Genomic DNA, 20,896 nt, shown 5'->3' on the forward strand with positions numbered 1-20,896 from the left:
CCCCCTACTTCATGTAATGCCAATCTTTATATACCCGTCCCGTGACATCCGCCATGACATGCTTGATTTGCGTGTAATCTTCCAGCGCATACACCGACATGTCCTTGCCGAACCCGCTTTGTTTGAACCCTCCATGCGGCATTTCCGACACGATCGTGATATGGTCGTTCACCCATACCGTGCCGGCCTGGATTCCGGCGGACATCCGGTTCGCCTTGAATACGTCCCGGGTCCAGACCGATGCGGCCAAACCATAAATCGTATCGTTCGCGAGTTCCAGGGCATGCGCCTCGTCACGGAAAGGCAGCACCACGAGGACGGGACCGAAAATTTCTTCCATCACAATCTCCGAGTCTTGCGCCGCTTCATAAACCACGGTGGGCATATAATAGGCTCCTTCCGCAAGCCGGGGATCGTCCGGACGCCGCCCGCCGGCGGCGACCTTGGCTCCGGCCTCCACCGCGCGCTTCACGAAACCTTCTACGCGGTCGCGATGCTCCCACGAGATCAGCGATCCCATCTCCGTGTCCCGATCCGTCGGCAGACCTACACGGATCCGTCGAACACGCTGCGCCAACCTTGCCAAGAATTCATGGTAAATCGATTCTTCAACATACACCCTCGTGGCAGCGGTACAATCTTGGCCGGAGTTGATGAACCCGCCCATCGCGGCGCCTTGAACGGCCGCCTCCAGATCCGCGTCGGCGAATACGACGAACGGCGCTTTGCCGCCCAGCTCCAAGTGAAGCTTCTTTACCGTAGAAGCAGCTTGCGCCATAATCTTTTTGCCGGTCAGCGTATCGCCGGTGAGCGAGATCATGCGCACGTCCGGATGTTTTACAAGCGCTTCGCCTACGGAGCTTCCCGGACCTGTCACCACATTGAGGACGCCAGCGGGAATACCGGCTTCATGCGCGGCTCTTGCCATCTCGATGGTGGTGAGCGGCGTCAGGCTGGCCGGCTTGATGACCGCGGTATTACCGGCGGCGAGCGCGGGTCCGAGCTTCCATACCGCCATATTCATCGGGTAGTTCCAAGGTGAGATAAGACCGACGACACCGAGCGGCTCCCTGCGGATCGAGCTTTGATGCCCGGGGACATACTCCACAGTTGCCATACCGGGAACGATTCGGGCCGCTGCTCCGAAAAACCGTAAATTATCGATGGAAAAAGGAATGTCGAACGTTTCCGTCATGATAATCGGCTTGCCGGTCTGCGCGGTTTCGAGCTCCGCAAATTCGGCGGCCCGCTCTTTCAAAATTTCCGACCAGCGGAGCAGCAGCTCCGAACGTCCTGCCGGACCCAGCGCAACCCACTCGGGATACGCCCGTTTGGCCGCGGCAACGGCTTGCCCGATATGGTCCGTTCCGCACAAATCCACACTGCCTACCGTTTCCCCTGTAGCAGGGTTCCTCACCTCGAACGTCTCCGGCGTATTCACCCACTGCCCGTCGATGTAGCTGTGATAGGTTGCTGGCATTTGTTCCATCACTCCCCATGCCTTTGAATTTGGGTTATAGAATGCTTTTGCGAAGCGCCGAGGACAGGAAGTTGAGCTCTTCCCGGTACTTGGCCACCGTTCTTCTGGAAATGCAGAATCCTTCACGTGACAGCAAGCCGGCGATGTTCTGGTCCGACAGCGGACGGTTTTTATTTTCCTGGGCAATGAGCTCCTTGATCCGGATCTTGATTTGGGTGGCAGAAGCGTACTCTCCCGAATCGGTGCTCAGGCCGGAAGAGAAAAAGAACTTAAGCTCGCGAAGTCCGTACGGCGTCCGGACGAACTTGTGCTGAACCGCCCGGCTCACGGTCGATTCGTGGATTTGCAGTTTGTCGGCAACGGCTATCAATGTCAGCGGCTTGAGCGCTTTCTCTCCGTGCGTCAGGTACGAATCCTGCACTTCGAATATCGCGGCGATGACGCGAAACAAGGTGACTTGCCGCTGCCGCAGCGCGTGTACAAGGGACATGGCCGATTTCACCTGATCCTTGAGGTAAGTGACGGTATCGGCGCTCGCACCGCTAAACACCATCCCTGAGTACAAGGGGTTGATCGAGATTTTCGGCACCGAGGATGGATTCAGCCGGACTACCGGTTTGCCGTCTTCCAGAGTGAGATACGCGTCGGGAACGACATACCCGGGTACCTCTCCACCGAGCGCCGCACAAGGTCTCGGGTTCAGCCCCCGTATATAGGCCGAGATCCGTTTCGCTTCCTCTGCGGACACGCCGATTTGCCGGGCGATTTGCTCCCACTTTCCCCTGGCGATAAGGGACAGGCAATGTTGGACCGCTTCATACGCACGCGCTTCCGCCGACGGATCCCGCTCGATTTGCAGCTGAAGGCATTCTTGGAGATTCCTTGCCCCGATACCGGCCGGCTCCATGGACTGGATACAGCGCAGCGCTTCAAGCACCTTCTCTTCCGGCTCGCCGAGAAGCAGAGCGGCTTCCGCACTTGAAACCGCCAAATACCCCGATTCATCCAAATTTCCGGCCAGAAATGCCGCAATCCGATACAACCCCTCCGGCATACCGGCGATCCGCAGTTGGCTGAGCAGGTCTTGTTCCAGAGTGTCTTCGAATGCCCGGGCGCTCCAGAACGGATCTGAATTCCCTCGGGAAGCTTGCAGCGAAAAACCCTTTCTTCTCTCACGTCCGCCGGAGAGCTGGGGCAGCTCCAAATCCAATACCGGATTTCGGTCCGCCTGTTCGTTCAAAAAACGGATCAATTCGTATCCGGACAATTGGAGCATATGGAGCGATTGCTGGAGCTCAGGCTTTAACATCAACTTCACGTTGAGCTTGAGCTGTTGAGAGATGGACAAGCTTGGACGCATCGTCATCACCTCACCCGGCAAACCATCCCGTCGGCTCCACGTTCAGGTTCACATTGATCTGCTTGACCTCGGTGTATTCGTCGAATCCGAAAGTGCCGAGCTCGCGGCCGATGCCGCTTTGTTTGTAACCGCCCCACGGCGCTTCGTTATAGGTCGGGTGATAGCAGTTGATCCAGGTAATCCCGGCGCGCAGCTTGCGGATGACCCGCTGAGCTTTGGCGCCGTCGCCTGTGAACACGGCTCCTGCCAATCCATAGACCGAATCGTTGGCGAGCCGAATCGCGTCCGCCTCATCCTTAAATTTCTGCACGACAAGTACCGGCCCGAAAATTTCTTCCTGGACGATCCGCATATCCGGCCTCGTATCGATAAAGACGGTAGGGGCGACGAAATTCCCGTTGGCCAAATCGCCTTCGGTCATTTGATTACCGCCGCACAACAGCGTGGCCCCTTCATCCAGCCCGATTTGTATGTAGTCCAGCACCTTCTGCATATGCTGCCGCGAGATGAGGGGACCCATCTCCGTCTCCGGCTTCATGCCGTCGCCTACTTTGATTTTGGCCGCACGCTCGGCTAACCGCTCCACGAAGCGGTCATGAATGCTTTCTTCCAGAAGAAGCCGGGATCCCGCCGAGCAAACCTGTCCTTGATTCGCGAATATGCCGAACAGCGCGTAATCGACCGCGGTTTCGAAGTCGGCATCGGCAAATACGATGTTCGGAGATTTACCTCCCAGCTCGAGCGATATTTTCTTCAGATTGCCGGTCGCCGCTTGCATAATGCTGCGTCCGGTCTTCGTTCCGCCCGTAAAGGCGATCTTATCGACGTCGTCATTGGCGGCCAGCTCGTGTCCGACCGCAGGACCCGCTCCGAGGACCAGGTTCACGACGCCGGCCGGGAAACCCGCTTGCTCGAAAATGTCGAACAGCTTGATGGCCGACAGAGGAGTGATTTCGGACGGCTTGAACACCGCCGTGTTCCCCGCGGCCAGGGCCGGAGCCAATTTCCACGCAGCCATGAGCAGCGGATAGTTCCAGGGAACAATTTGGCCGCAGACGCCGATCGGCTCGCGCACGACCATCGCCTGCATCGGATCGGCGACTTCGTAGGTTTGGCCGTGAGGCTTGTTGGCGAGTCCGGCATAGTAACGAAAACACCCCACCGCGTCGCTTACGTCGAACCGGGCTTCCCGAAGCGGTTTTCCGTTATTGCGCGTATCCGCTTCAGCAAGCTCTTCCGCCATCGCTTCCATGTGATCCGCGACGGCATACAGTAATCTGGCGCGTTCGTGCGGTTTCGTGTCCCACCAGCCGTTTTCGTAAAACGCCTTTTTCGCCGCCGCAATCGCCCGCTTGGCGTCCCGCTCGTCTCCTTCTGCGACGACGGCGATCGTTTTGCCGGTCGCCGGGTTCAGCACCTCGCGCGTATTCCCGGACTCCGCTTCCGTCCATTCTCCGTTGATGAACATTTTGAGCGTATCATTCATGTGTCGACAGCCCTCCTTATGGAGAATCAATTTCGATTGAACACGACCAGCTTCAATTCAGTCATTTCTTCGATCGCGTATTTCACGCCTTCGCGGCCGAACCCGCTCTCTTTCACGCCGCCATACGGCATATGGTCGACCCGGAAAGTCGGGATATCGTTGACGATGACCCCGCCGACATGCAGCTTCTCCGCGGCTTCGAGAGCGTTGTGGATGTTTTCGGTGTAAATACCGGCCTGCAGCCCGAACCGGGATTCGTTGACCAGCCGGATTCCTTCCTGCAGATCGCGGATTTTATTAATCAGCACGATGGGGGCGAACGCTTCCTGGCAAGACACTTTGGAGACTGCTTCTACACCCAGCAGCACCGTCGGCTCCAGCACATTCCCTTCCGCCTTGCCGCCGCAGGCCACCTTAGCGCCATGGTCCACCGCCTCTTCGATCCATTCCAGAGACCGGCTCACATCACCGGGCGATATCATCGCCGTGATATCGGTGTCCGGGTCGAGCGGATCGCCGCTCTTCATGCCGCCGGTCACCTTCACAAATTCGGTGACGAAATCGTCGTACACTTGCTCATGCACATAAATCCGTTGCAGCGAAATACACACCTGGCCCTGGAACGAGAAGGCGCCCGTTACACAGCGGGGAACGATTTTGGACACCGGCACTCCTTTGTCCACGATCACCGCGGAGTTGGAACCCAGCTCCAAGGTCACCCTTTTCAGTCCGGCGCGATTGCGAATGCCGATTCCGACCGGCGGACTGCCGGTGAAGGTGATGACCTTGACTCTCTCATCTTGAACGATTTTATCGCCGACCTTCGATCCGCTTCCCGTCACCACGTTCAAGGCACCTGCAGGAAGTCCCGCTTGCTCCAGCAGTTCGGCTATGAAATAGGCAGAGAGCGGCGTTTGAGACGCCGGCTTCAACACCAAGGTGTTGCCGGAAGCGATCGCCGGCCCGACTTTGTGGGCGACCAGGTTCATCGGGAAGTTAAACGGGGTAATGGCGCCCACGACGCCAAGCGGCTCCCGGACCGTATAAGCCACCCGCCCTTCGCCGCCCGGCGCGGCGTCTAAGGGAAGCGTCTCCCCGTGGATGCGTTTGGCTTCTTCCGCAGCGAACCGATAAGTCTGCACGGTGCGGTCCACCTCGGCGCGCGCCGTCTTGATCGGCTTCGCCGCTTCGGTCGCGATGATGCGGGCCGCTTCGTCCGCTCTTTGCTCGAGCAGCCTCGACAGCGAATCTAAGATCGCCCACCGCTTGTGGGCGGGCATGCGGGCCATTGTCTCCCGGGCTTCATAAGCCGCCGTGATGGCACGGTCCACTTCCTGCTCGCTGGCCATTGGGATTTCCGCGATCGCTTCCCCGTTATAGGGGGACTTTAAAGTGAAATAGGTATCCGCTTCGAGCCATTCTCCTCCGATAAACAGCTTCTTTTTCATGCCTATCCCTCCTAGATGGAACTACGCGCCGATGACGATGCCGTCTGCTTCTTCCCATCCCAGCCACACTTGCTCGCCGGCGGTAAAAGCCGCTTTCCCTTGGCTCGGCGCCATGGCGTGCAGCTGGGTTCCGTCCGTCAGCCGCACGATTGTGCGGACGAACGAACCGACGAAAATCACTTCCTCTACCTTGCCGGGCAGTGCGAAAGGCCAATCCGCTTCTTCCTCTTTGGCCATCCGGATCCGTTCCGGCCGCACCGACAACGTCATCTTGTCCGTCGGCGTCTGGTTGCGCCCCAGCTTTCCGACCAGCTTGCGGCCCGCGTAATCAAGCACGATGCCGGAATCGGTGCGGGAGACGATCTGCACGTCCAGCAAATTCGTCTCTCCAATGAAGTCCGCCACATATTTCGACTGCGGGTAATGGTAGATCTCCTCTGGTGTAGCCACTTGTTCGATCCGCCCTTGGTTCATGACCGCGATCCGGTCGGACATCGTCAGCGCTTCTTCCTGATCGTGCGTAATGTAAATGAACGTGATGCCCAGTCTCTGCTGCAAATGTTTCAACTCGATCTGCATCTGTTTGCGCAGCTTCAGGTCCAGCGCGCCAAGCGGTTCGTCGAGCAGCAGCACTTTCGGGTTGTTGATCAGCGCGCGGGCGACCGCCACCCTCTGCTGCTGGCCGCCGCTCAGCTGCATCGGCTTGCGTCCGGCCATCGGCTCGAGCTGCACCATCCGCAGCACTTCCTTGACCCGATCCGCTCGCTGCGCCATAGGCACTCCCTTCATTTTTAAACCGTAAGCGATATTGTCATATACCGTCATGTGGGGGAATAAAGCATAGCTTTGAAATACCGTGTTCACATCCCGCTTGTACGGCGGAACGTCGACCACATTCCGGCCTTCCAGCAATATTTCCCCGCCGGTCGGTCTTTCGAACCCGGCAATCATGCGCAGCGTCGTCGTTTTGCCGCATCCGCTCGGACCGAGAATGGTGAGAAACTCGCCCTTTCTCACGGCCAGATCGATGCCCTTGACGACCGTCTCCGAGCCGAACCTTTTCTCCACCTGTACCAATTCCACAATCGGGTTCATCCTCAAGCCTCCGATTTCTCGCTCGTTAATCTGGTCACGATGACGATCATCACGACGGAAAACACGAAGATCATCGTCGAAATCGCATTCACTTCCGGCGTAATCCCTCTGCGCAGCATGGCCCAGATTTGCACCGGCAGCGTGAGATCCCTTCCCGTAAGGAAGTAACTGACGGCAATCTCATCAAGGGACAGCGTAAAAGAAAGCAGCGAGGCTCCGATGATCGCGGTACGGATGTTGGGCAGCGTGATCCGAAAGAATGTCTTCATCCGGGTAGCTCCCAAATCCATCGACGCTTCCTCGATCGAACGGTTGAACCGTTTCAACCGTGCGTACACCTGGGTCATGACGACCGCGATGAGGAACGTGCCGTGACCGAGCAAAATGGTGATTAGCGATAGCTTCACGCCCGCCAGTACGAATACGCTCATCATGGAGACGCCGGTAATGATGCCCGGCAAAATCATGGGCAGCAGAACGATCCGTTCGAACAACGCCTTGCCGGGAAAATGAAACCTGTCAACCGCGAACGCCGCCGGAATGCCAAGCAGCAAGCCGATTAAGGTGCCGGCCACCGCGACGATCAGACTGTTCTTTAACGAGTCCAGCAAGGCCGTATCGCGCATCATGACGCCGTACCATTTTGTCGACCATTCCCGGATCGGAAACGAATTCACGGCGTTCTCACTGAACGAATAAAAAACGACGACAATCATCGGCAGGTAAATAAACGCGAACACCAGAACCGCCGACGTCGAAAGCCCCGCGTGAAGCCAATCGAATTTGAACCTTTTGTCCACGGCAGCCTACCTCCCCCTCGTTCCGGCTTCGAAGCTCGTCGTTCTATGCTCCAGACGGTGGGTCAACTGCAAAATGCCGAGAACCACGAACAACGTCAAAATGCCGATGGTCGAACCGAGAGGCCAATTGTTGGCGACGCCGAACAGGCTGTAGACGACGTTGGACACCATCATGCTGCTCGTTCCGCCGAGCAGCTGCGGCGCCAGAAAGTCGCCCATCGTCAGCACGAAGGCGAACGTGGCGCCCGCGATCAATCCCGGAAGACTGAGCGGTAACACCACACGGAAGAACGTCCGGAACCTTCCGGCTCCGAGATCCTTCGAAGCTTCGAGCACATCCCGGGGAATGTGCTCAAGAGACGTATAGATGGACATGAGCACCCAAGGCGTATAAATATGGGTCAAGGCGAGCACGACGGCATATTGGCTGTAGAGGAAAATTTCCATCGGGTGATCGATCAGGCCGACAGCCAGCAGCACATTGTTCAGGATCCCGTCCTGCCCCAATACGATTTTCCACGCATAGGCGCGAACCAAGTAACTGACCCACAGCGGAATGATGACCAGCGTATAGAACAGCTGCTTGTTTTTTTTGATTTTAAAGTTGATGAAGTAGGCCAGCGGATAGCTGAGCAAAATGCTGAATACCGTAACCCAGGCGGCGATTTTCAGCGTTTTGAGGAAGGTGCCGTAATAGAGTGAGTTCGTAAAAAATTTCGTATAATTGCCCCACGTGAATTCATGCACGATCGAACCGAAATCCACTTTCCAGAAGCTGTTGATGAAAAGAACGGCATACGGTGCGAACAAAAATATGGACAGCCAGATGATGGGAGGGATGAGCAGGATCAGCAGGCGGGGATTCCACGCCCGCTGCCGGCGCGCCGTGGGTCGTTCGTTCTTGTTTATGGCCAATGCTGCTTCATCTTGCATGTTTCCCCTCCTCAGGATGGGAGGGATACCCCGCGGCTGACCGCCGCGAAGTATCCCTATGATTTCTCCGTCGTTATTGAGCCTTCACTTCATTCCAAATTTCGTTATACCGGTTGCGATCCTTCACTTCTTGCCAGAAGTTGACCTTCTTCATGTAGTTCTCCATATCGTCGATATGGATCGCTTTGGCCTGCTCCGCGGACATGTGTTTGGCCGCGTTCAGATTGGCGACTCCGTAACCGGTTGCGTCGGCCACAAGCTTCATCACCTGTTCGTCGGTCACATAATTGATATAGGTTTCGGCCAACTCTTTGTTCTTGGAGGCGTTCACGATCATCAGGCGGTCGATCCAGCCCGTGATGCCTTCCTTCGGAATCGTTTCTTGAAGATTACGGCCGGATGCGTTAACCGTTGTCGGGGTGAGCGGCCAGCCCACGGCCAGCACGACTTCCTTGTTGGAAAACAGATCGTTCAGCTCGCCGCCCGATGCCCAATACTTGCGGATCTGCGGCTTCAGTTCGATCAGCTTTTTCTTCGCTTCCTGCAGCTGGTCTTCGGTCATGTTGTAGACTTTGCTTTGGTCCGTGGCGTCAAGCCCCATCATTTGGCCGATCAAATAGATGTTGGAGATATCGTCCCAGATGGACACTTTGCCTTTGTACTGCGGATCCCAGAATACGTTCCAGCTGTCCGGCGGCGTCTTGATAACATCCGCGTCATAGATGAGGGAATCAGGCCCCCAAGTGAATGGAACACCGTATACTTTGCCGTCCTGCTGCACGTCTTTCATATCCTTCAGCTTGGATGCAAGATTCGCGTAATTCGGCACATGGTCCAAGTTGATCGGCGCGACCAAACCTTCGTGCAACAAATACGCCGCGACGTCCGAAGAGGGAGAAATAACGTCGAACGTGTCGCCTCCCCCTCCCTTCAGCTTGGCTACCAGCTCGTCACTGGAACCGAAGTATGTGGCGGTCACTTTGACGCCGAACTTATCTTCGAAGCCTTTGATGAATTTGGGATCGGCATAGCCTTCCCAGGTAAGTAAATTGAGCGTTTTGCCCGATGTGCCGGCATTGCTTCCGCCGCCGGAGCCGGATGCCGCAGGCGGGGTTTCCGATTTGCCTCCGCAAGCGCTGAGGACGATTAAAGCCGTGATCGCGGCCACCAGCGCCGGCAAAAACTTGTTTCTCGATCGTCTGCTTTTCATGGTTTTCCTCCTTCAGGAGATTTCTGCGGCTTCGCCGTTTACGATAAGGGCGAGGGATTCCGCTATGATATCGAGTCCTTCCTGCAGCTGGTCATCGGTGATGACGAGCGGAGTCAGGAATCGGATCACGTTGCCGTGAATGCCTGCACTGAGCAGCACCACTCCCGAACGGTAACAAGCTTGTACCAGCCGGGATACGAGCTCTTTCAAGGGCTTGCGCGTTGCGGGATCCAGGAATTCGACCGCACACATGGCGCCGAGCCCCCGGACTTCGGCGATCTCGGGATATTGCTGCATGAGCCCGGAGAAGAAGCTGATGATCGTTTGGCCGATCGAACGCGCCCTCGCCGGAAGGTTTTCCCGCTCCATCTTCTCGATGACGGCCAGCGCCGCGGCGCACCCGAGGGGGCTGCCTCCATACGTGCCGCCGATTTCACCGGGGCTTGGCGCGTCCATAATTTCCGCCCGGCCGGTCACCGCGCTGATCGGAACGCCGGCCGCCAGCGATTTGGAGAGTGTGATCAAATCCGGCTCGATGCCGAAAATCGTGGAGGCGAACAATTCGCCCGTACGCCCATAGCCGGTCTGGATTTCATCCGCGATGAACAGGATATTATTCTTTCGGCAAAGGTCGTACACGCCTTTCACGAACGCGGCAGGCGGAACGATGAAGCCGCCTTCGCCCTGCACCGGTTCCATGATGACGGCGGCCAATTCCTCCGGAGCCGCTTCCGTGTACAGAAAGTCTTCGAACTGCCGGACGCAGAAGAGTGCGTAATCCTCTTCCGACATGCCAGCGGGACGGTGCAGCGGGTAAGGGAACGGAGCTTTATAGGTGGCGGGTGCGAATGGGCCCATTTTAAATTTGTACGGCTTCACTTTGCTGGTGAGCGACATGCCCATCAGCGTCCGGCCGTGGAATCCGCGCGTAAACGAAACGATCCCCGGCTTGCCGGTGTATTTTCGGGCAATCTTGACCGCGTTCTCCACCGCTTCGGCCCCGCTGTTAAGCAAGATCGTCTTTTTCGGAAAATGTCCGGGGGTGATCTCCGCCAATTTTTCCGCAAGCGCGACATAAGGTTCGTACATGGCGACGTGGAAGCACGTATGGATGTATTGTTCGGCCTGCTTCTGGACCGCCAGGACGACTTCGGGCGGACAATGTCCGGCATTCATCGTGCCGATCGCGCCGGCGAAATCCAGGAACACATTGCCGTCCACATCAAGAATCAACGCACCCTGCGCCTTCTGTACGAACACCGGTGTCGTGTTGCCGACGCCATTCGGAACATACTGCTTTCTTCTATCCAGAAGCGCCAGGGTGTTGGGACCCGGAAAATCCGCCGAAACCGAAACGAATTTCTTCCTCTTGTCGTCCATGATCGTTCTCCTTCTACGCGCCTCACTGTTTTGGCAACGCTTTCAGTTTTGGTTTATTCCTTATTTTAGGAGGAGGGGTACAGGAATGACTATGGCAGCGGGAGATAAATATAACGGTCTTTATTTATCCTGAAGAGATAAAACCCGTTCCGCGAGCTGCAGTTCGAATTGCTGCTGCGGATCCTGGAAATCGAACCCGCCGAGCGAGATGGCCCGGTCTAGCCGGTAGCGAAGCGTCTTGGGGTGCACGCACATAGCCTCTGCCGCTTTCTTCAGATGGAACCCGCATCGGGCGGCGGCGATGACCGTTTCAACCAACACTTCGCCGTTTTTGTCCCGCATGAGCGGTTGAAACAGCTTCTCCAAAAATTGCGCACGGGCCTCTCTCTCTCCGATGAGCACCCGGTGAACGAGCAAATCTTCGAAGCGGCAGCAACGACCCGGCACCGTGTAAGGGAGCAGCGAACTCACTTCGGCGAAGCCTTGCCTTACGCCCGCAAAACCTTGATGGGTACGGCTGAGGAACATCGCAACGTCGGGCGATCGCAGGCGCTCCCATAAGCGGCTGAAGGGACATCGTTCCGGCAGCAAGAACGTAATATGGTTTTGGGATAGCGACAGAAGAGGTGCCGCATGGAGGTCTTGCAGCTCTCGCTTCAGCGATACCGCCAGCTTTTCGCGCCGTATGACCCCGTCGCGGGAAAGCGGCACCTGCGCGCTCAGTACGAGAAGGCCGACTGAGTAAACACCTCCCGGGTCGAAACCCAGAATTTGCGCCCGTTGGAGCATCTGGGACGTCGGCTCCACGACGCCCTCAAGCAACGACTCGAGGAATGAGTAACCGAGCTGCGTTTCTAAAGAAGCGAGCGCCCTCTGCTGGGACAAATGCAGTGCGATGACAACGGCGGCCGACTCCGCCGCGCGGATTTCAAGCTCGCCCAGCGGATGGCCGTGCTGTACGATCTTCAATACAGCCGCCGGTTCTCTTTTGATCAGAATAGGGCATTCGTAAGGGGCATGTTCCGATTGCCCGTTCTCACTCAGGTCCGGTTTCCCGCCAGCAGGCGACTTCGCCAATACACCGCCTTCCGGATGTTCAATCCACACTTCCCTTCCGATCAAAGAATGCAGCGTATCGGTCAAGTCCTGCAGGCTTTTCGCCTCGAGCCCGGCCTTCATCAGCTTTTTATGAATCGCCTCGGACTGCTCCAGCAGATCCCGTTGTAAAGACAAGATGGAACGATGAATTTCCTCGGTGATCGAGGAAAACGGAATCTCCCAAGGAATTTCAAGCAGCGGCAAATGATGAGCATCGGCTGCGCGGCGTGCCGCAAGGGGCATGCGTTCGAAAAAGTTGGGCACCGCCAGGCCTAAGCCCGCCAGCCCCCGCCCCGCCATCGCTGCAATCAGCCGATCCAATCCGTCTTCGTCGCGAGGCCAAGCATAGCCGGTAGTGAGCAATAGATCTCCTTCCCGCACCCAAGGCAGCGGATCCGGCACGTCCACCACATTGACCCAGCGTACGGTCCGTTCCAACGCTTGCGTGCCGGCCACTACAGTTGCCCGCCGGAGCGAATCCAGATTCAAAGCATCCATCAGCTTCACGACGCTCACCCCTGCACAATGGCTTACGCCTTCTTTATAAGCAAATTTCATGCCAACTCCGAATCTCGGCCCTATAGGACGTCTCTTCTCATTTTTGAGAAACGGTTCTCAATCCTGACGTCGAAATCCGACACCGGTTCCAACGAATGAGAAAAAGCGACTCGAAACATACGGATAGGGAAGCCCGCGATTGTTGGCATTCTTCTTGCTTGATGAAAAGGGAAACCACGAAAGGAGATGATCGTTGTGGAACGAAAGTCCACGGAGGAATCCCTCCAGCTCGCCAAAAAAATATTGGGCTATATTGAAAGCGAAACGCTGACCCTGGAGCAAAAGAAAAACATCGTATCCGAGTCGGTCGACAATTTCACGAACCATGTGACGAAAGCCATCTTGCGGCACCGCAAGTCGGTTTCGACCGATTTTTCGGTCGTCGAATGGGAGGATGAAGGCGCCGTATTCCGCGACACGCTCGGAGACGAATATATCGACTGCCTCGGCGGGTACGGCGTGTATTTGCTGGGTCACCGAAATCCGAAGGTAGTCAAGGCCGTGCAGGCGCAGCTGAACCGGTACGCGCTGCACAGCCAGGAAATGGTCGACCCGCTGCGCGGATACTTGTCTCAGCTCGTCGCGTACATTACGCCCGGCGATCTGCAGCATTCTTATCTGGTGAACTGCGGCACCGAAGCCAACGAAATGGCCTTAAAATTAGCCCGCCTGGCCACCGGCAAAAAGTGGTTCATCTCAACCGAAAGGGGCTTCCACGGAAAGACGATGGGTTCATTGTCGGCTTCCGGGAAAGGGACATTCCGCGAGCCCTACTTGCCGCTCGTGCCGGGGTTTCAGCACGTGCCGTACGGCAACGCGGATGCGGTGGAGCAAGCGATCCGCATGCTGATCAGCACGGGGGAATCGGTGGCGGGCGTGATCGTGGAGCCTATCCAGGGAGAGGGCGGCGTGAACATTCCGCCGGACGACTATTTGCCTCGGCTGCGTCAAATTTGCGACCGATACGAATGCTTGCTGATCGTAGATGAGGTGCAGACCGGCATGGGCCGGACCGGAACGATGTTCGGCGTGGACCATTGGAACGTCGTGCCGGACATCATGACGCTGGGCAAAGCGTTCGGAGGCGGCGTCATGCCGATCGCGGCCATGGTGGCCAAGCGCAAGTGGTGGGACCAAATGGAGGAGAACCCGTTCCTGCTCGGTTCCTCGACCTTCGGCGGAAACCCGCTGTGTTGCGCCGGAGCGATTGCCGGCATCCATACCATTTTGGAAGAGGACATTCCCGGCATGGCCAAGGAAAAAGGCGACTACATTATGAAAGGTCTCAGGGAAATTCAACAACAGTACCCGGGTGTATTGGTTGACGTACGCGGCCGCGGATTGTTGATCGGCATGGAGTTCGCCGACAACGCGCTCGGCTATACGCTGGCGAAGCAGCTGTTCGGCAAAAAAATTCTCGTCGGCGGAACCTTGAACAACGCCACCGTCATTCGGCTGGAGCCGCCGGCCATTATCAGCTACGACCAGATCGATTACGTTCTCGCCTGCATCGAGGAAGGCGTCTCGCAGCTGGCGAAGGAGAGCAGCGCGATCGTAGGTTGACCATCAGTAATTGTATAAGGGGCTATCCCGCAAGGTCTTCCTAGACCAGGGGGATAGCCCCTTTTCTTTGCTATTTTGCTAACAGCCAAAGTACAGTTATTTATGCCTTCCAAGCCTCTCAGTGGCCAGATAACGTCTAAAGTACATCTATTTTTCCCTGAAATTCTGCTAAAGTAATCTTAGATGCGTCAAATAACTGTATTTCAACTTTTATTCTTCAAAAACCGGCTAAAATCTTAAAAAATAACTGTATTTCAGCTTTTACACCGGCAAAAAACAAGAAAAACTCCTATCGAAGTCTGCAACTGCATTTCGCGAAATTGCAGCAAACAATTTCGCCTTGAAACTACTTGTAATTTTAATTTGCCAAATTAGAGAGCTGCTTAGCGGAAGGGTGTGCTCGAAATGGCTCTGTAATTTCGCAAAATGCAGTTACAGCATCGTCGTACACCCACATCGTGTTATTAATTTGGCAAAATGAAATTCCAGACTACGTCCCCTCGCGTTTCCTCTGCGTACTTAGAGGTTATCGTGCGGAACGACTAAGCAACGGCCATCAGGAAGTAGCGGGCTTGAAATTTTTTCCCACTATGAAAAAGTGGCGGAGCAGGGAAAGCCCTCTGCTCCACCACTTTTTGAACCTTACTGCGAGCTCTTCACTTCCGACCAGACGCGGTCGTACAATTTGACGTTGTCTCCCAAGTCTTGGAGGCTTTCCACGCGCTTCAACTCTTCGGTGGGCGGATAAATCGCGATATTGTCCATAAAGAACTTGTCAATTTTTTTCCTCGCCTCAACGTTCGGGTTGATGTACGGGAAGGAAACGGAAATTTCCGCGCTGATGTCCGGATCGGTAACGAAGTTGATGAACGCTTCGGCCGCTTTTTTGTTTTTGGCGCCTTTCGGAATGACGAAGTTATCGAAAGTGATAATCAAGCCTTCCTTGGGCAGAACCGTTTTCACTTGCGGCTTCTCTTTCTGGGCCAGCGCAATTTCCGGACCCCAGCTGAGCATCACGCCGACTTCACCGCTGATCATGAGCGTTTTCGGGCTGTCGCTGTCAAATGCCTTCACGTTCGGCATCAGCGCCAGCATTTTTTTCTTCGCCTCTTCCAAGTGAGCGGGGTCCGTGTCGTTGGCGGAATAGCCCAACGTTTTCAGGACCATGCCCAGCACCATCCGTTGGTCGTCCAGCAGCACGATTTGATTTTTGAGTTCGGGTTTCCACAGGTCCGCGTAGCTCGTAATCTCCGTTTTCACGATATCCGGATTGATGCCGATCGGCTGTGTGTTCCCCATGTATGGTACGGTATATTTGTTGCCCTTGTCGTAATCCTTATCGATGAACTCGGGCAGCAAATACTTGAAGTTCGGGATGTTGTTCAAGTCGATCGGTTGGATCATGCCTTGCGCAATCATGGGTTGAACAATGTAATCGCTCGCCATGGTGAGATCATAGAGGCCTTGGCCCGCCGACAATTTGGCCAGCATTTCCTCGTTCGACGAGAAGGTGCTGTAATTCACTTTGACACCGGTCTTGTCCTCGAATTTCTTGAGCACCGATTCGGGCAAATACTCAGACCAGTTGAACACGTTCAGTTCTTTGCCCAATCCGTCGCCGCCCGAACCGTCCGACCCCGCCTTTGAACTGCCGCAGGCGGCCATCAGGATCAGAGCCAGTACCGCCAAGCAAGACGTCAAAACCCGAAAGCTGCTCCCCTTCATACGAACCCTCCTATTTTTCTTTTTGCTGAAGACGCTCCGCGAACAGCACGATGAGCAAAGTGGCCAGGAGCATCAAGGTGGACAAGGCGTTGATTTCCGGCGTAACGCCGAATTTGACCATCGAGTATATTTTCAAAGGCAGCGTCGTGCTGCCGGGTCCAGCCACGAAGAAGCTGATAACGACGTCGTCGATGGACAGCGTAAATGTCAGCAAGGCGCCCGCGATCACACCCGGCGCGATGACGGGAAGCGTCACTTTCAAGAACGTGGTCCACGGCTTCGCCCCCAAATCCATGGCCGCTTCCTCGATGTTTTTGTCGAACCCCGCCAAGCGGGCCCGTACCACCACCATGACGAACGGAACGGAAAATGTGATATGGGCGGCGAGCAGCGTCATAATGCCAAGCGATACTTTGAGCTGGCTGAACAGGGCGAGCATCGAAATCCCCATCACGATCTCCGGAATGACGATCGGCAGGAACACCAAGCCTTCCAGCGCGATTTTGCCCCGGAAATGATAGCGATACATCCCTACCGCCGCCAGCGTACCGATCATCGTCGCTCCGATCGTCGTAATGACCGCCACCGTCAGCGATGTTTTCGCGGCCTCCAGAATGGAGTCGTTATGGAACAGCCTAACGTACCAATCGGTCGTAAAACCGGTCCATACGGCGTTCAGCTTCGACCGGTTAAAAGAGTACAGAATGAGGATCGAGATCGGCAGGTAAAGAAACAGATACACGAGCGAGGCGTAAAACACGCCGAACTTACGGCCGAAGGAAAGGCGCATCACATCAGATCCTTTCCGGCTTTATCTTTGGAGATCTTCACATAGACGGCGATAAAGAGCAGCGTAAGCGCCATCAGAATGATGGAAATCGCGGACCCGAACGGCCAGTCCCGTGCGGTCAGAAATTGGTTTTTGATCAGGTTGCCGATCAGGATGGCCTTGCTTCCGCCCATCAGGTCAGGAATGAAAAATAACCCCAGAGCCGGGATAAAGACGAGCAGCGTTCCCGCCATGATGCCGGGTGCCGTCAGCGGCAGTGTCACCTTCCAGAACGTCTGCCGGGGCCGCGCCCCAAGGTCTGAAGCCGCTTCCAACAAAGCTTTGTCGAGCTTCTCGATCGAAGCGTACAAGGGGAGGATCATAAACGGAAGCATCGTGTATACCAAGCCGATCAGCACCGCCGTATCGTTGTAAAGCATCGTCAGCGGTTTATCAATGATCCCGATATGTAACAAAATTGTGTTGATGACGCCCTCCGTCCTCAGCAGTATGATCCAAGCGTACGTGCGGATGAGCGAGTTGGTCCAGAAAGGTACGATGACGAACAGCAAAAGCACGTTGCGGTACTTTGCGGGCGAGCGGGCGATGATATAAGCGAAAGGATATCCGATAAGCAGGCAGAATACCGTGGTGAGAAACGCCAGTTGACAGGAGACCCACAAAATTTTCAAATATAACGGATCGAAATACCGGATGTAGTTGTCGAGGGAGAAGGTATATTCAATGCCTCCGAAAATGTTCCGGGACATGAAGCTGACGGCCAGCACCAAAATCAGAGGAAGCAAGAACAAGACGATCATCCACACCGTCACCGGCGACAGCGTCCACCAACGGGCGAAATCCGGCGGTCTTCTCATCGCTTCAACACCACCGCGTGCTCGGGCTTCCAGCTCACATAAAGCCTGTCGCCTGCACCCGCGTCGATCAGCCGGTCCGGACTTTCCACGACGGCGAAGGAAGCGCCGCTTTGAAGCTTCACCATGGTGCGAATGCTGCTTCCCACATAGATGCGCTCCGTGAATTCAGCCGCAATGTCCGTTCCGCCGGCGTCGGCATCAGGCTGCAGCGAGAGCTTGGCGCGTTCCGGACGAACCGCGACCAGAACGTTCCCGCCAAGGGAAACTTCGTTTTTCGCCGCACCTCTCAGCAGCGTCCCCCCGCAGTCCACGGCAACCGAGGAACCGTTCCGCTCTTTCGCGACGCCGGAAATGAGATTCGTCTCCCCGATGAATTCGGCCACGAACCCGGTCTCCGGGAACTCGTAAATGTCCTTCGGCGTGCCGACCTGCTCCAGCACTCCCCCGTTCATGACCGCGATCCGGTCGGACATCGTCAGCGCTTCTTCTTGATCGTGCGTGACGAAAATAAACGTGATGCCGAGCCGCTTCTGCAAATGCTTGAGCTCTACCTGCATTTGTTTGCGCAGCTTTTGGTCGAGCGCCCCAAGAGGCTCGTCGAGCAGCAGTACTTTAGGGTTGTTAACCAGCGCACGCGCAATGGCGACCCGCTGCTTCTGACCTCCGCTCAGCTGGTCCGGTTTGCGCCCCGCAAACTCCTCCAGCTGGACCATTTTCAACGCATCCCCGACACGCTGCCGAATATCGGCTTTCCGCACGCGTTTCACCCGCAGTCCGAAAGCGACGTTGTCGAAAACGCTCATATGCGGGAACAGCGCATAGTTTTGAAACACGGTATTCACGTTGCGCTCATACGGAGGTGTTTTCAAAATTGGTTCTCCGTCGAGCATGATTTGTCCCGAAGTCGGGTGCTCGAATCCCGCAATCATGCGCAGGGTCGTCGTCTTGCCGCATCCGCTCGGACCCAGAAGCGTCAGGAACTCCCCTTGGCGAATTTCAAGGGACACATCGTTCACGACCGTTTGGGAGCCGTACTGTTTCACCAGGTTTTGTAAGATGACCATAGGCTGTAATGATAACCCCCTTCTCGAACCAAGTGTTAAATATACAAGCAAGAAAGATGCCATGTTGAGGACAAAGTCGAATCCACGTGCCGGAATCTCCAAAATTCCCGTATATCCTGGTTCGGAAGCCCGCAGCTACTCGCAAGCGCTTTCTAATTTGTTGGAAACCTTTCTCACGAGTGAGAAATGCGATGCTCTTCCAACTTTCGATAAAGCGTGGCCAAACCGACCCCCAGCGCCTCGGCAATCGTTCTTTTCGCCTCTACGGACCGGCCGTGCCGGCGAAGCATGTCCTGCAATATGTTTTTTTCAAACTGCTTCAATTGCTCCTTCAGCAGCTGCGTTCCGACATCGCTTTGTTCCTCAGGCTCCGGGCCGTTCTGATTGCGAATGCGCAATGGCACGCTGTCCGTTCCGATATATTCCGATGTCTCCATGTTGACCGCGTATTCAATGGCGTTTTCCAGCTCTCGTACGTTTCCCGGCCAAGGATATTGAATGAACAGCTGTTTGACCTGCGGGGTAAAGTCAAGCAGCGGGTGATCGAACGTCTCCCGGTATTTCGCGAGAAAGTAATCCATGAGCAAAGGAATATCTTCCTTGCGTTCGCGCAGGGCGGGCATATGAAGGGGAATGACGTTGAGCCGGAAATACAAGTCTTCGCGAAATTCCTTGTTGCGCACCATCTCTTCAAGATTTTTGTTGGTGGCCGAGATGACGCGGATATTGATGTTCACCACCTTGTTCGAGCCTACCCGCTCGACCTGTTTGCTCTGCAGTACGTGAAGCAGCTTCACCTGCAGATGCAGCGGCAAATCACCGATTTCATCGAGGAAGATCGTCCCGCCGTCCGCCAGCTCGAACTTGCCGGCCTTCCCTTCCCGCTTCGCGCCGGTAAAAGCTCCCCCGGCATATCCGAACAATTCGCTCTCAAGCAGCGCTTCCGGGATTGCTCCGCAGTTGACGATGATCAAAGGTCCGGTGCTTCGGCTGCTGGAGGAGTGAATCGCGGCGGCAAGCATTCCTTTGCCGGTGCCGCTTTCTCCCGTAATCAATATGTTGGATGTTCCCCTGGCCACCTGCTGGGCTTGTCTGATGATTAAGGAAAGAGACCGGCTCTTGCCTAAAATTTGCGAGAAATTCAGATCTTTGTGCTCATTGGTGAGCATATATGCCAGCCTGCGCATATCCGCCATTCGGCGGAAGGAAGCGACCACGCCGATCACCTCGCCGTTGCTTCTGATCGGGCGGGCGGTGACAATAAAATGCATTTCATGGTGGCCGAGCCGGTACAGCTCTTCCTGTTCGATATAACCTTTGCCGGACTGCAGCACCTGAAGCATCGGCGTATCGGACCATATCCGGTCGATGGGTGTGCCGATCAAGGACCCTTTATCCAATTGAATCAGTTTTTCGGCCGTATCGTTGATCGTTGTAATGACGCCGTGCTCATCGATCGCGATAATTCCTTCGTGGATCGATTCGATGACCGTCTCCAGCTGCATGTATGTTTTTTCCCAGTTGCGAATGGCCGTCTGCTCCGCGATTTTACCGGCCAACAGGTCCGACATTCTCTGAACAAAAGTCAGATAGGGCAACCGGTTATTGACCAGCGTTCTACGCTGCTTTTCATTGAAAGCGATCAGGCCGATAACGCCGATCACCTTGCCGTTATAATGAATCGGCGTGCAGAGCTCGGCCAATTCCTCCGTCTCGCCTTGCAGCACGGAAGGATCGTAGGATAAATCGCTTGGCGCATCCTCGACGAAATAAGATTGCCGGGTTTGCAGCACGCGGCCATACAAATATCCGGCTTCGATTTCCCCGTTTTCTTCTTTCATGTTGATTCTGGCTTTATATTTGCCGGTTCCGGCAATGATCGTCATCGTGTCGTCCACGATTTCCGTTTCGATTTGCAGAGCGGCGGAAATCGCCTCCGATACTTCCTGTGCGATGTGCTGATATTCTCTCAGCATGCCTGTTCCACCTCACCCGAACCAAGATGATTCTGCAGTCCTATTACTTAATATTTTTGGTATTTTTGTGAAA

The 20,896-nt window shown here is 55.6% G+C and carries 16 protein-coding genes; 1 reads left to right on the top strand and 15 read right to left on the bottom strand.

Annotation, left to right across the window (positions count from 1 at the left end):
• Positions 1–4: 4 nt before the first annotated feature.
• From E5161_RS14240 to E5161_RS14285, 10 genes are all read right to left on the bottom strand, one after another.
• Positions 5–1,480, bottom strand: coding sequence for a gamma-aminobutyraldehyde dehydrogenase (locus tag E5161_RS14240; RefSeq protein WP_136778474.1), 1,476 nt, complete (start codon positions 1,478–1,480; stop codon positions 5–7).
• Between the two features lie 34 nt (positions 1,481–1,514).
• A complete protein-coding gene (gene rpoN, locus E5161_RS14245; RefSeq protein ID WP_136778475.1) occupies positions 1,515–2,840 on the bottom strand; it encodes an RNA polymerase factor sigma-54 in 1,326 nt (441 codons plus the stop codon).
• A 10-nt stretch (positions 2,841–2,850) separates the two neighbouring features.
• Complete coding sequence (locus tag E5161_RS14250; protein WP_136778476.1) at positions 2,851–4,326, bottom strand: aldehyde dehydrogenase family protein; 1,476 nt, start codon at positions 4,324–4,326, stop codon at positions 2,851–2,853.
• Between the two features lie 26 nt (positions 4,327–4,352).
• Positions 4,353–5,774, bottom strand: coding sequence for an aldehyde dehydrogenase family protein (locus E5161_RS14255; protein WP_136778477.1), 1,422 nt, complete (start codon positions 5,772–5,774; stop codon positions 4,353–4,355).
• A gap of 21 nt (positions 5,775–5,795) precedes the next feature.
• Positions 5,796–6,869, bottom strand: a complete 1,074-nt coding sequence (locus E5161_RS14260; RefSeq protein ID WP_136778478.1) for an ABC transporter ATP-binding protein — start codon at positions 6,867–6,869, stop codon at positions 5,796–5,798.
• Between the two features lie 2 nt (positions 6,870–6,871).
• Positions 6,872–7,669 carry an ABC transporter permease gene (locus E5161_RS14265; RefSeq protein ID WP_211246739.1) on the bottom strand — a complete coding sequence of 266 codons (798 nt, stop codon included), beginning with the start codon at positions 7,667–7,669 and terminating at the stop codon, positions 6,872–6,874.
• Between the two features lie 6 nt (positions 7,670–7,675).
• On the bottom strand, positions 7,676–8,602 hold the full coding sequence (locus tag E5161_RS14270) for an ABC transporter permease (protein WP_136778479.1): 927 nt from the start codon (positions 8,600–8,602) through the stop codon (positions 7,676–7,678).
• Positions 8,603–8,675: 73 nt separating this feature from the next.
• Positions 8,676–9,812 carry an ABC transporter substrate-binding protein gene (locus E5161_RS14275; protein WP_136778480.1) on the bottom strand — a complete coding sequence of 379 codons (1,137 nt, stop codon included), beginning with the start codon at positions 9,810–9,812 and terminating at the stop codon, positions 8,676–8,678.
• A gap of 12 nt (positions 9,813–9,824) precedes the next feature.
• Positions 9,825–11,192, bottom strand: coding sequence for a 4-aminobutyrate--2-oxoglutarate transaminase (gene gabT, locus E5161_RS14280; protein WP_136778481.1), 1,368 nt, complete (start codon positions 11,190–11,192; stop codon positions 9,825–9,827).
• Positions 11,193–11,312: 120 nt separating this feature from the next.
• Complete coding sequence (locus tag E5161_RS14285; RefSeq protein WP_136778482.1) at positions 11,313–12,848, bottom strand: PucR family transcriptional regulator; 1,536 nt, start codon at positions 12,846–12,848, stop codon at positions 11,313–11,315.
• A 195-nt stretch (positions 12,849–13,043) separates the two neighbouring features.
• Between E5161_RS14285 and E5161_RS14290 the strand changes: the two genes are divergently transcribed.
• Positions 13,044–14,411, top strand: coding sequence for a putrescine aminotransferase (locus E5161_RS14290; RefSeq protein ID WP_136778483.1), 1,368 nt, complete (start codon positions 13,044–13,046; stop codon positions 14,409–14,411).
• Between the two features lie 642 nt (positions 14,412–15,053).
• On the opposite strand, the gene E5161_RS14295 is transcribed toward E5161_RS14290, so the two are convergent.
• The 5 genes from E5161_RS14295 to E5161_RS14315 form a co-directional block, all read right to left on the bottom strand.
• A complete protein-coding gene (locus E5161_RS14295; protein ID WP_136778484.1) occupies positions 15,054–16,136 on the bottom strand; it encodes an ABC transporter substrate-binding protein in 1,083 nt (360 codons plus the stop codon).
• A gap of 10 nt (positions 16,137–16,146) precedes the next feature.
• Complete coding sequence (locus tag E5161_RS14300; protein ID WP_136778485.1) at positions 16,147–16,926, bottom strand: ABC transporter permease; 780 nt, start codon at positions 16,924–16,926, stop codon at positions 16,147–16,149.
• Positions 16,926–17,783 carry an ABC transporter permease gene (locus tag E5161_RS14305; protein ID WP_136778486.1) on the bottom strand — a complete coding sequence of 286 codons (858 nt, stop codon included), beginning with the start codon at positions 17,781–17,783 and terminating at the stop codon, positions 16,926–16,928. Before E5161_RS14305 ends, E5161_RS14300 begins: the two co-directional genes overlap by 1 nt.
• The gene (locus tag E5161_RS14310; RefSeq protein ID WP_136778487.1) at positions 17,780–18,847 is read right to left on the bottom strand and encodes an ABC transporter ATP-binding protein; all 1,068 of its coding nucleotides are present in this window, start codon (positions 18,845–18,847) and stop codon (positions 17,780–17,782) included. The genes E5161_RS14305 and E5161_RS14310 overlap by 4 nt, the downstream gene beginning before the upstream one ends.
• A gap of 173 nt (positions 18,848–19,020) precedes the next feature.
• Complete coding sequence (locus E5161_RS14315; protein ID WP_136778488.1) at positions 19,021–20,823, bottom strand: sigma-54-dependent Fis family transcriptional regulator; 1,803 nt, start codon at positions 20,821–20,823, stop codon at positions 19,021–19,023.
• Positions 20,824–20,896 lie beyond the last annotated feature (73 nt).

The sequence above is a fragment of the Cohnella pontilimi genome (assembly GCF_005049045.1).
GTDB lineage: Bacteria > Bacillota > Bacilli > Paenibacillales > Paenibacillaceae > Cohnella > Cohnella pontilimi.

Bases quoted from the DNA above. Each gene is read 5' to 3' on its own strand.
- E5161_RS14240 (WP_136778474.1), bottom strand. From the start codon at position 1,480: ATGCCAGCAACCTATCACAGCTACATCGACGGGCAGTGGGTGAATACG.
- rpoN (WP_136778475.1), bottom strand. From the start codon at position 2,840: ATGCGTCCAAGCTTGTCCATCTCTCAACAGCTCAAGCTCAACGTGAAG.
- E5161_RS14250 (WP_136778476.1), bottom strand. From the start codon at position 4,326: ATGAATGATACGCTCAAAATGTTCATCAACGGAGAATGGACGGAAGCG.
- E5161_RS14255 (WP_136778477.1), bottom strand. From the start codon at position 5,774: ATGAAAAAGAAGCTGTTTATCGGAGGAGAATGGCTCGAAGCGGATACC.
- E5161_RS14260 (WP_136778478.1), bottom strand. From the start codon at position 6,869: ATGAACCCGATTGTGGAATTGGTACAGGTGGAGAAAAGGTTCGGCTCG.
- E5161_RS14270 (WP_136778479.1), bottom strand. From the start codon at position 8,602: ATGCAAGATGAAGCAGCATTGGCCATAAACAAGAACGAACGACCCACG.
- E5161_RS14275 (WP_136778480.1), bottom strand. From the start codon at position 9,812: ATGAAAAGCAGACGATCGAGAAACAAGTTTTTGCCGGCGCTGGTGGCC.
- gabT (WP_136778481.1), bottom strand. From the start codon at position 11,192: ATGGACGACAAGAGGAAGAAATTCGTTTCGGTTTCGGCGGATTTTCCG.
- E5161_RS14285 (WP_136778482.1), bottom strand. From the start codon at position 12,848: ATGAAATTTGCTTATAAAGAAGGCGTAAGCCATTGTGCAGGGGTGAGC.
- E5161_RS14295 (WP_136778484.1), bottom strand. From the start codon at position 16,136: ATGAAGGGGAGCAGCTTTCGGGTTTTGACGTCTTGCTTGGCGGTACTG.
- E5161_RS14300 (WP_136778485.1), bottom strand. From the start codon at position 16,926: ATGCGCCTTTCCTTCGGCCGTAAGTTCGGCGTGTTTTACGCCTCGCTC.
- E5161_RS14305 (WP_136778486.1), bottom strand. From the start codon at position 17,783: ATGAGAAGACCGCCGGATTTCGCCCGTTGGTGGACGCTGTCGCCGGTG.
- E5161_RS14310 (WP_136778487.1), bottom strand. From the start codon at position 18,847: ATGGTCATCTTACAAAACCTGGTGAAACAGTACGGCTCCCAAACGGTC.
- E5161_RS14315 (WP_136778488.1), bottom strand. From the start codon at position 20,823: ATGCTGAGAGAATATCAGCACATCGCACAGGAAGTATCGGAGGCGATT.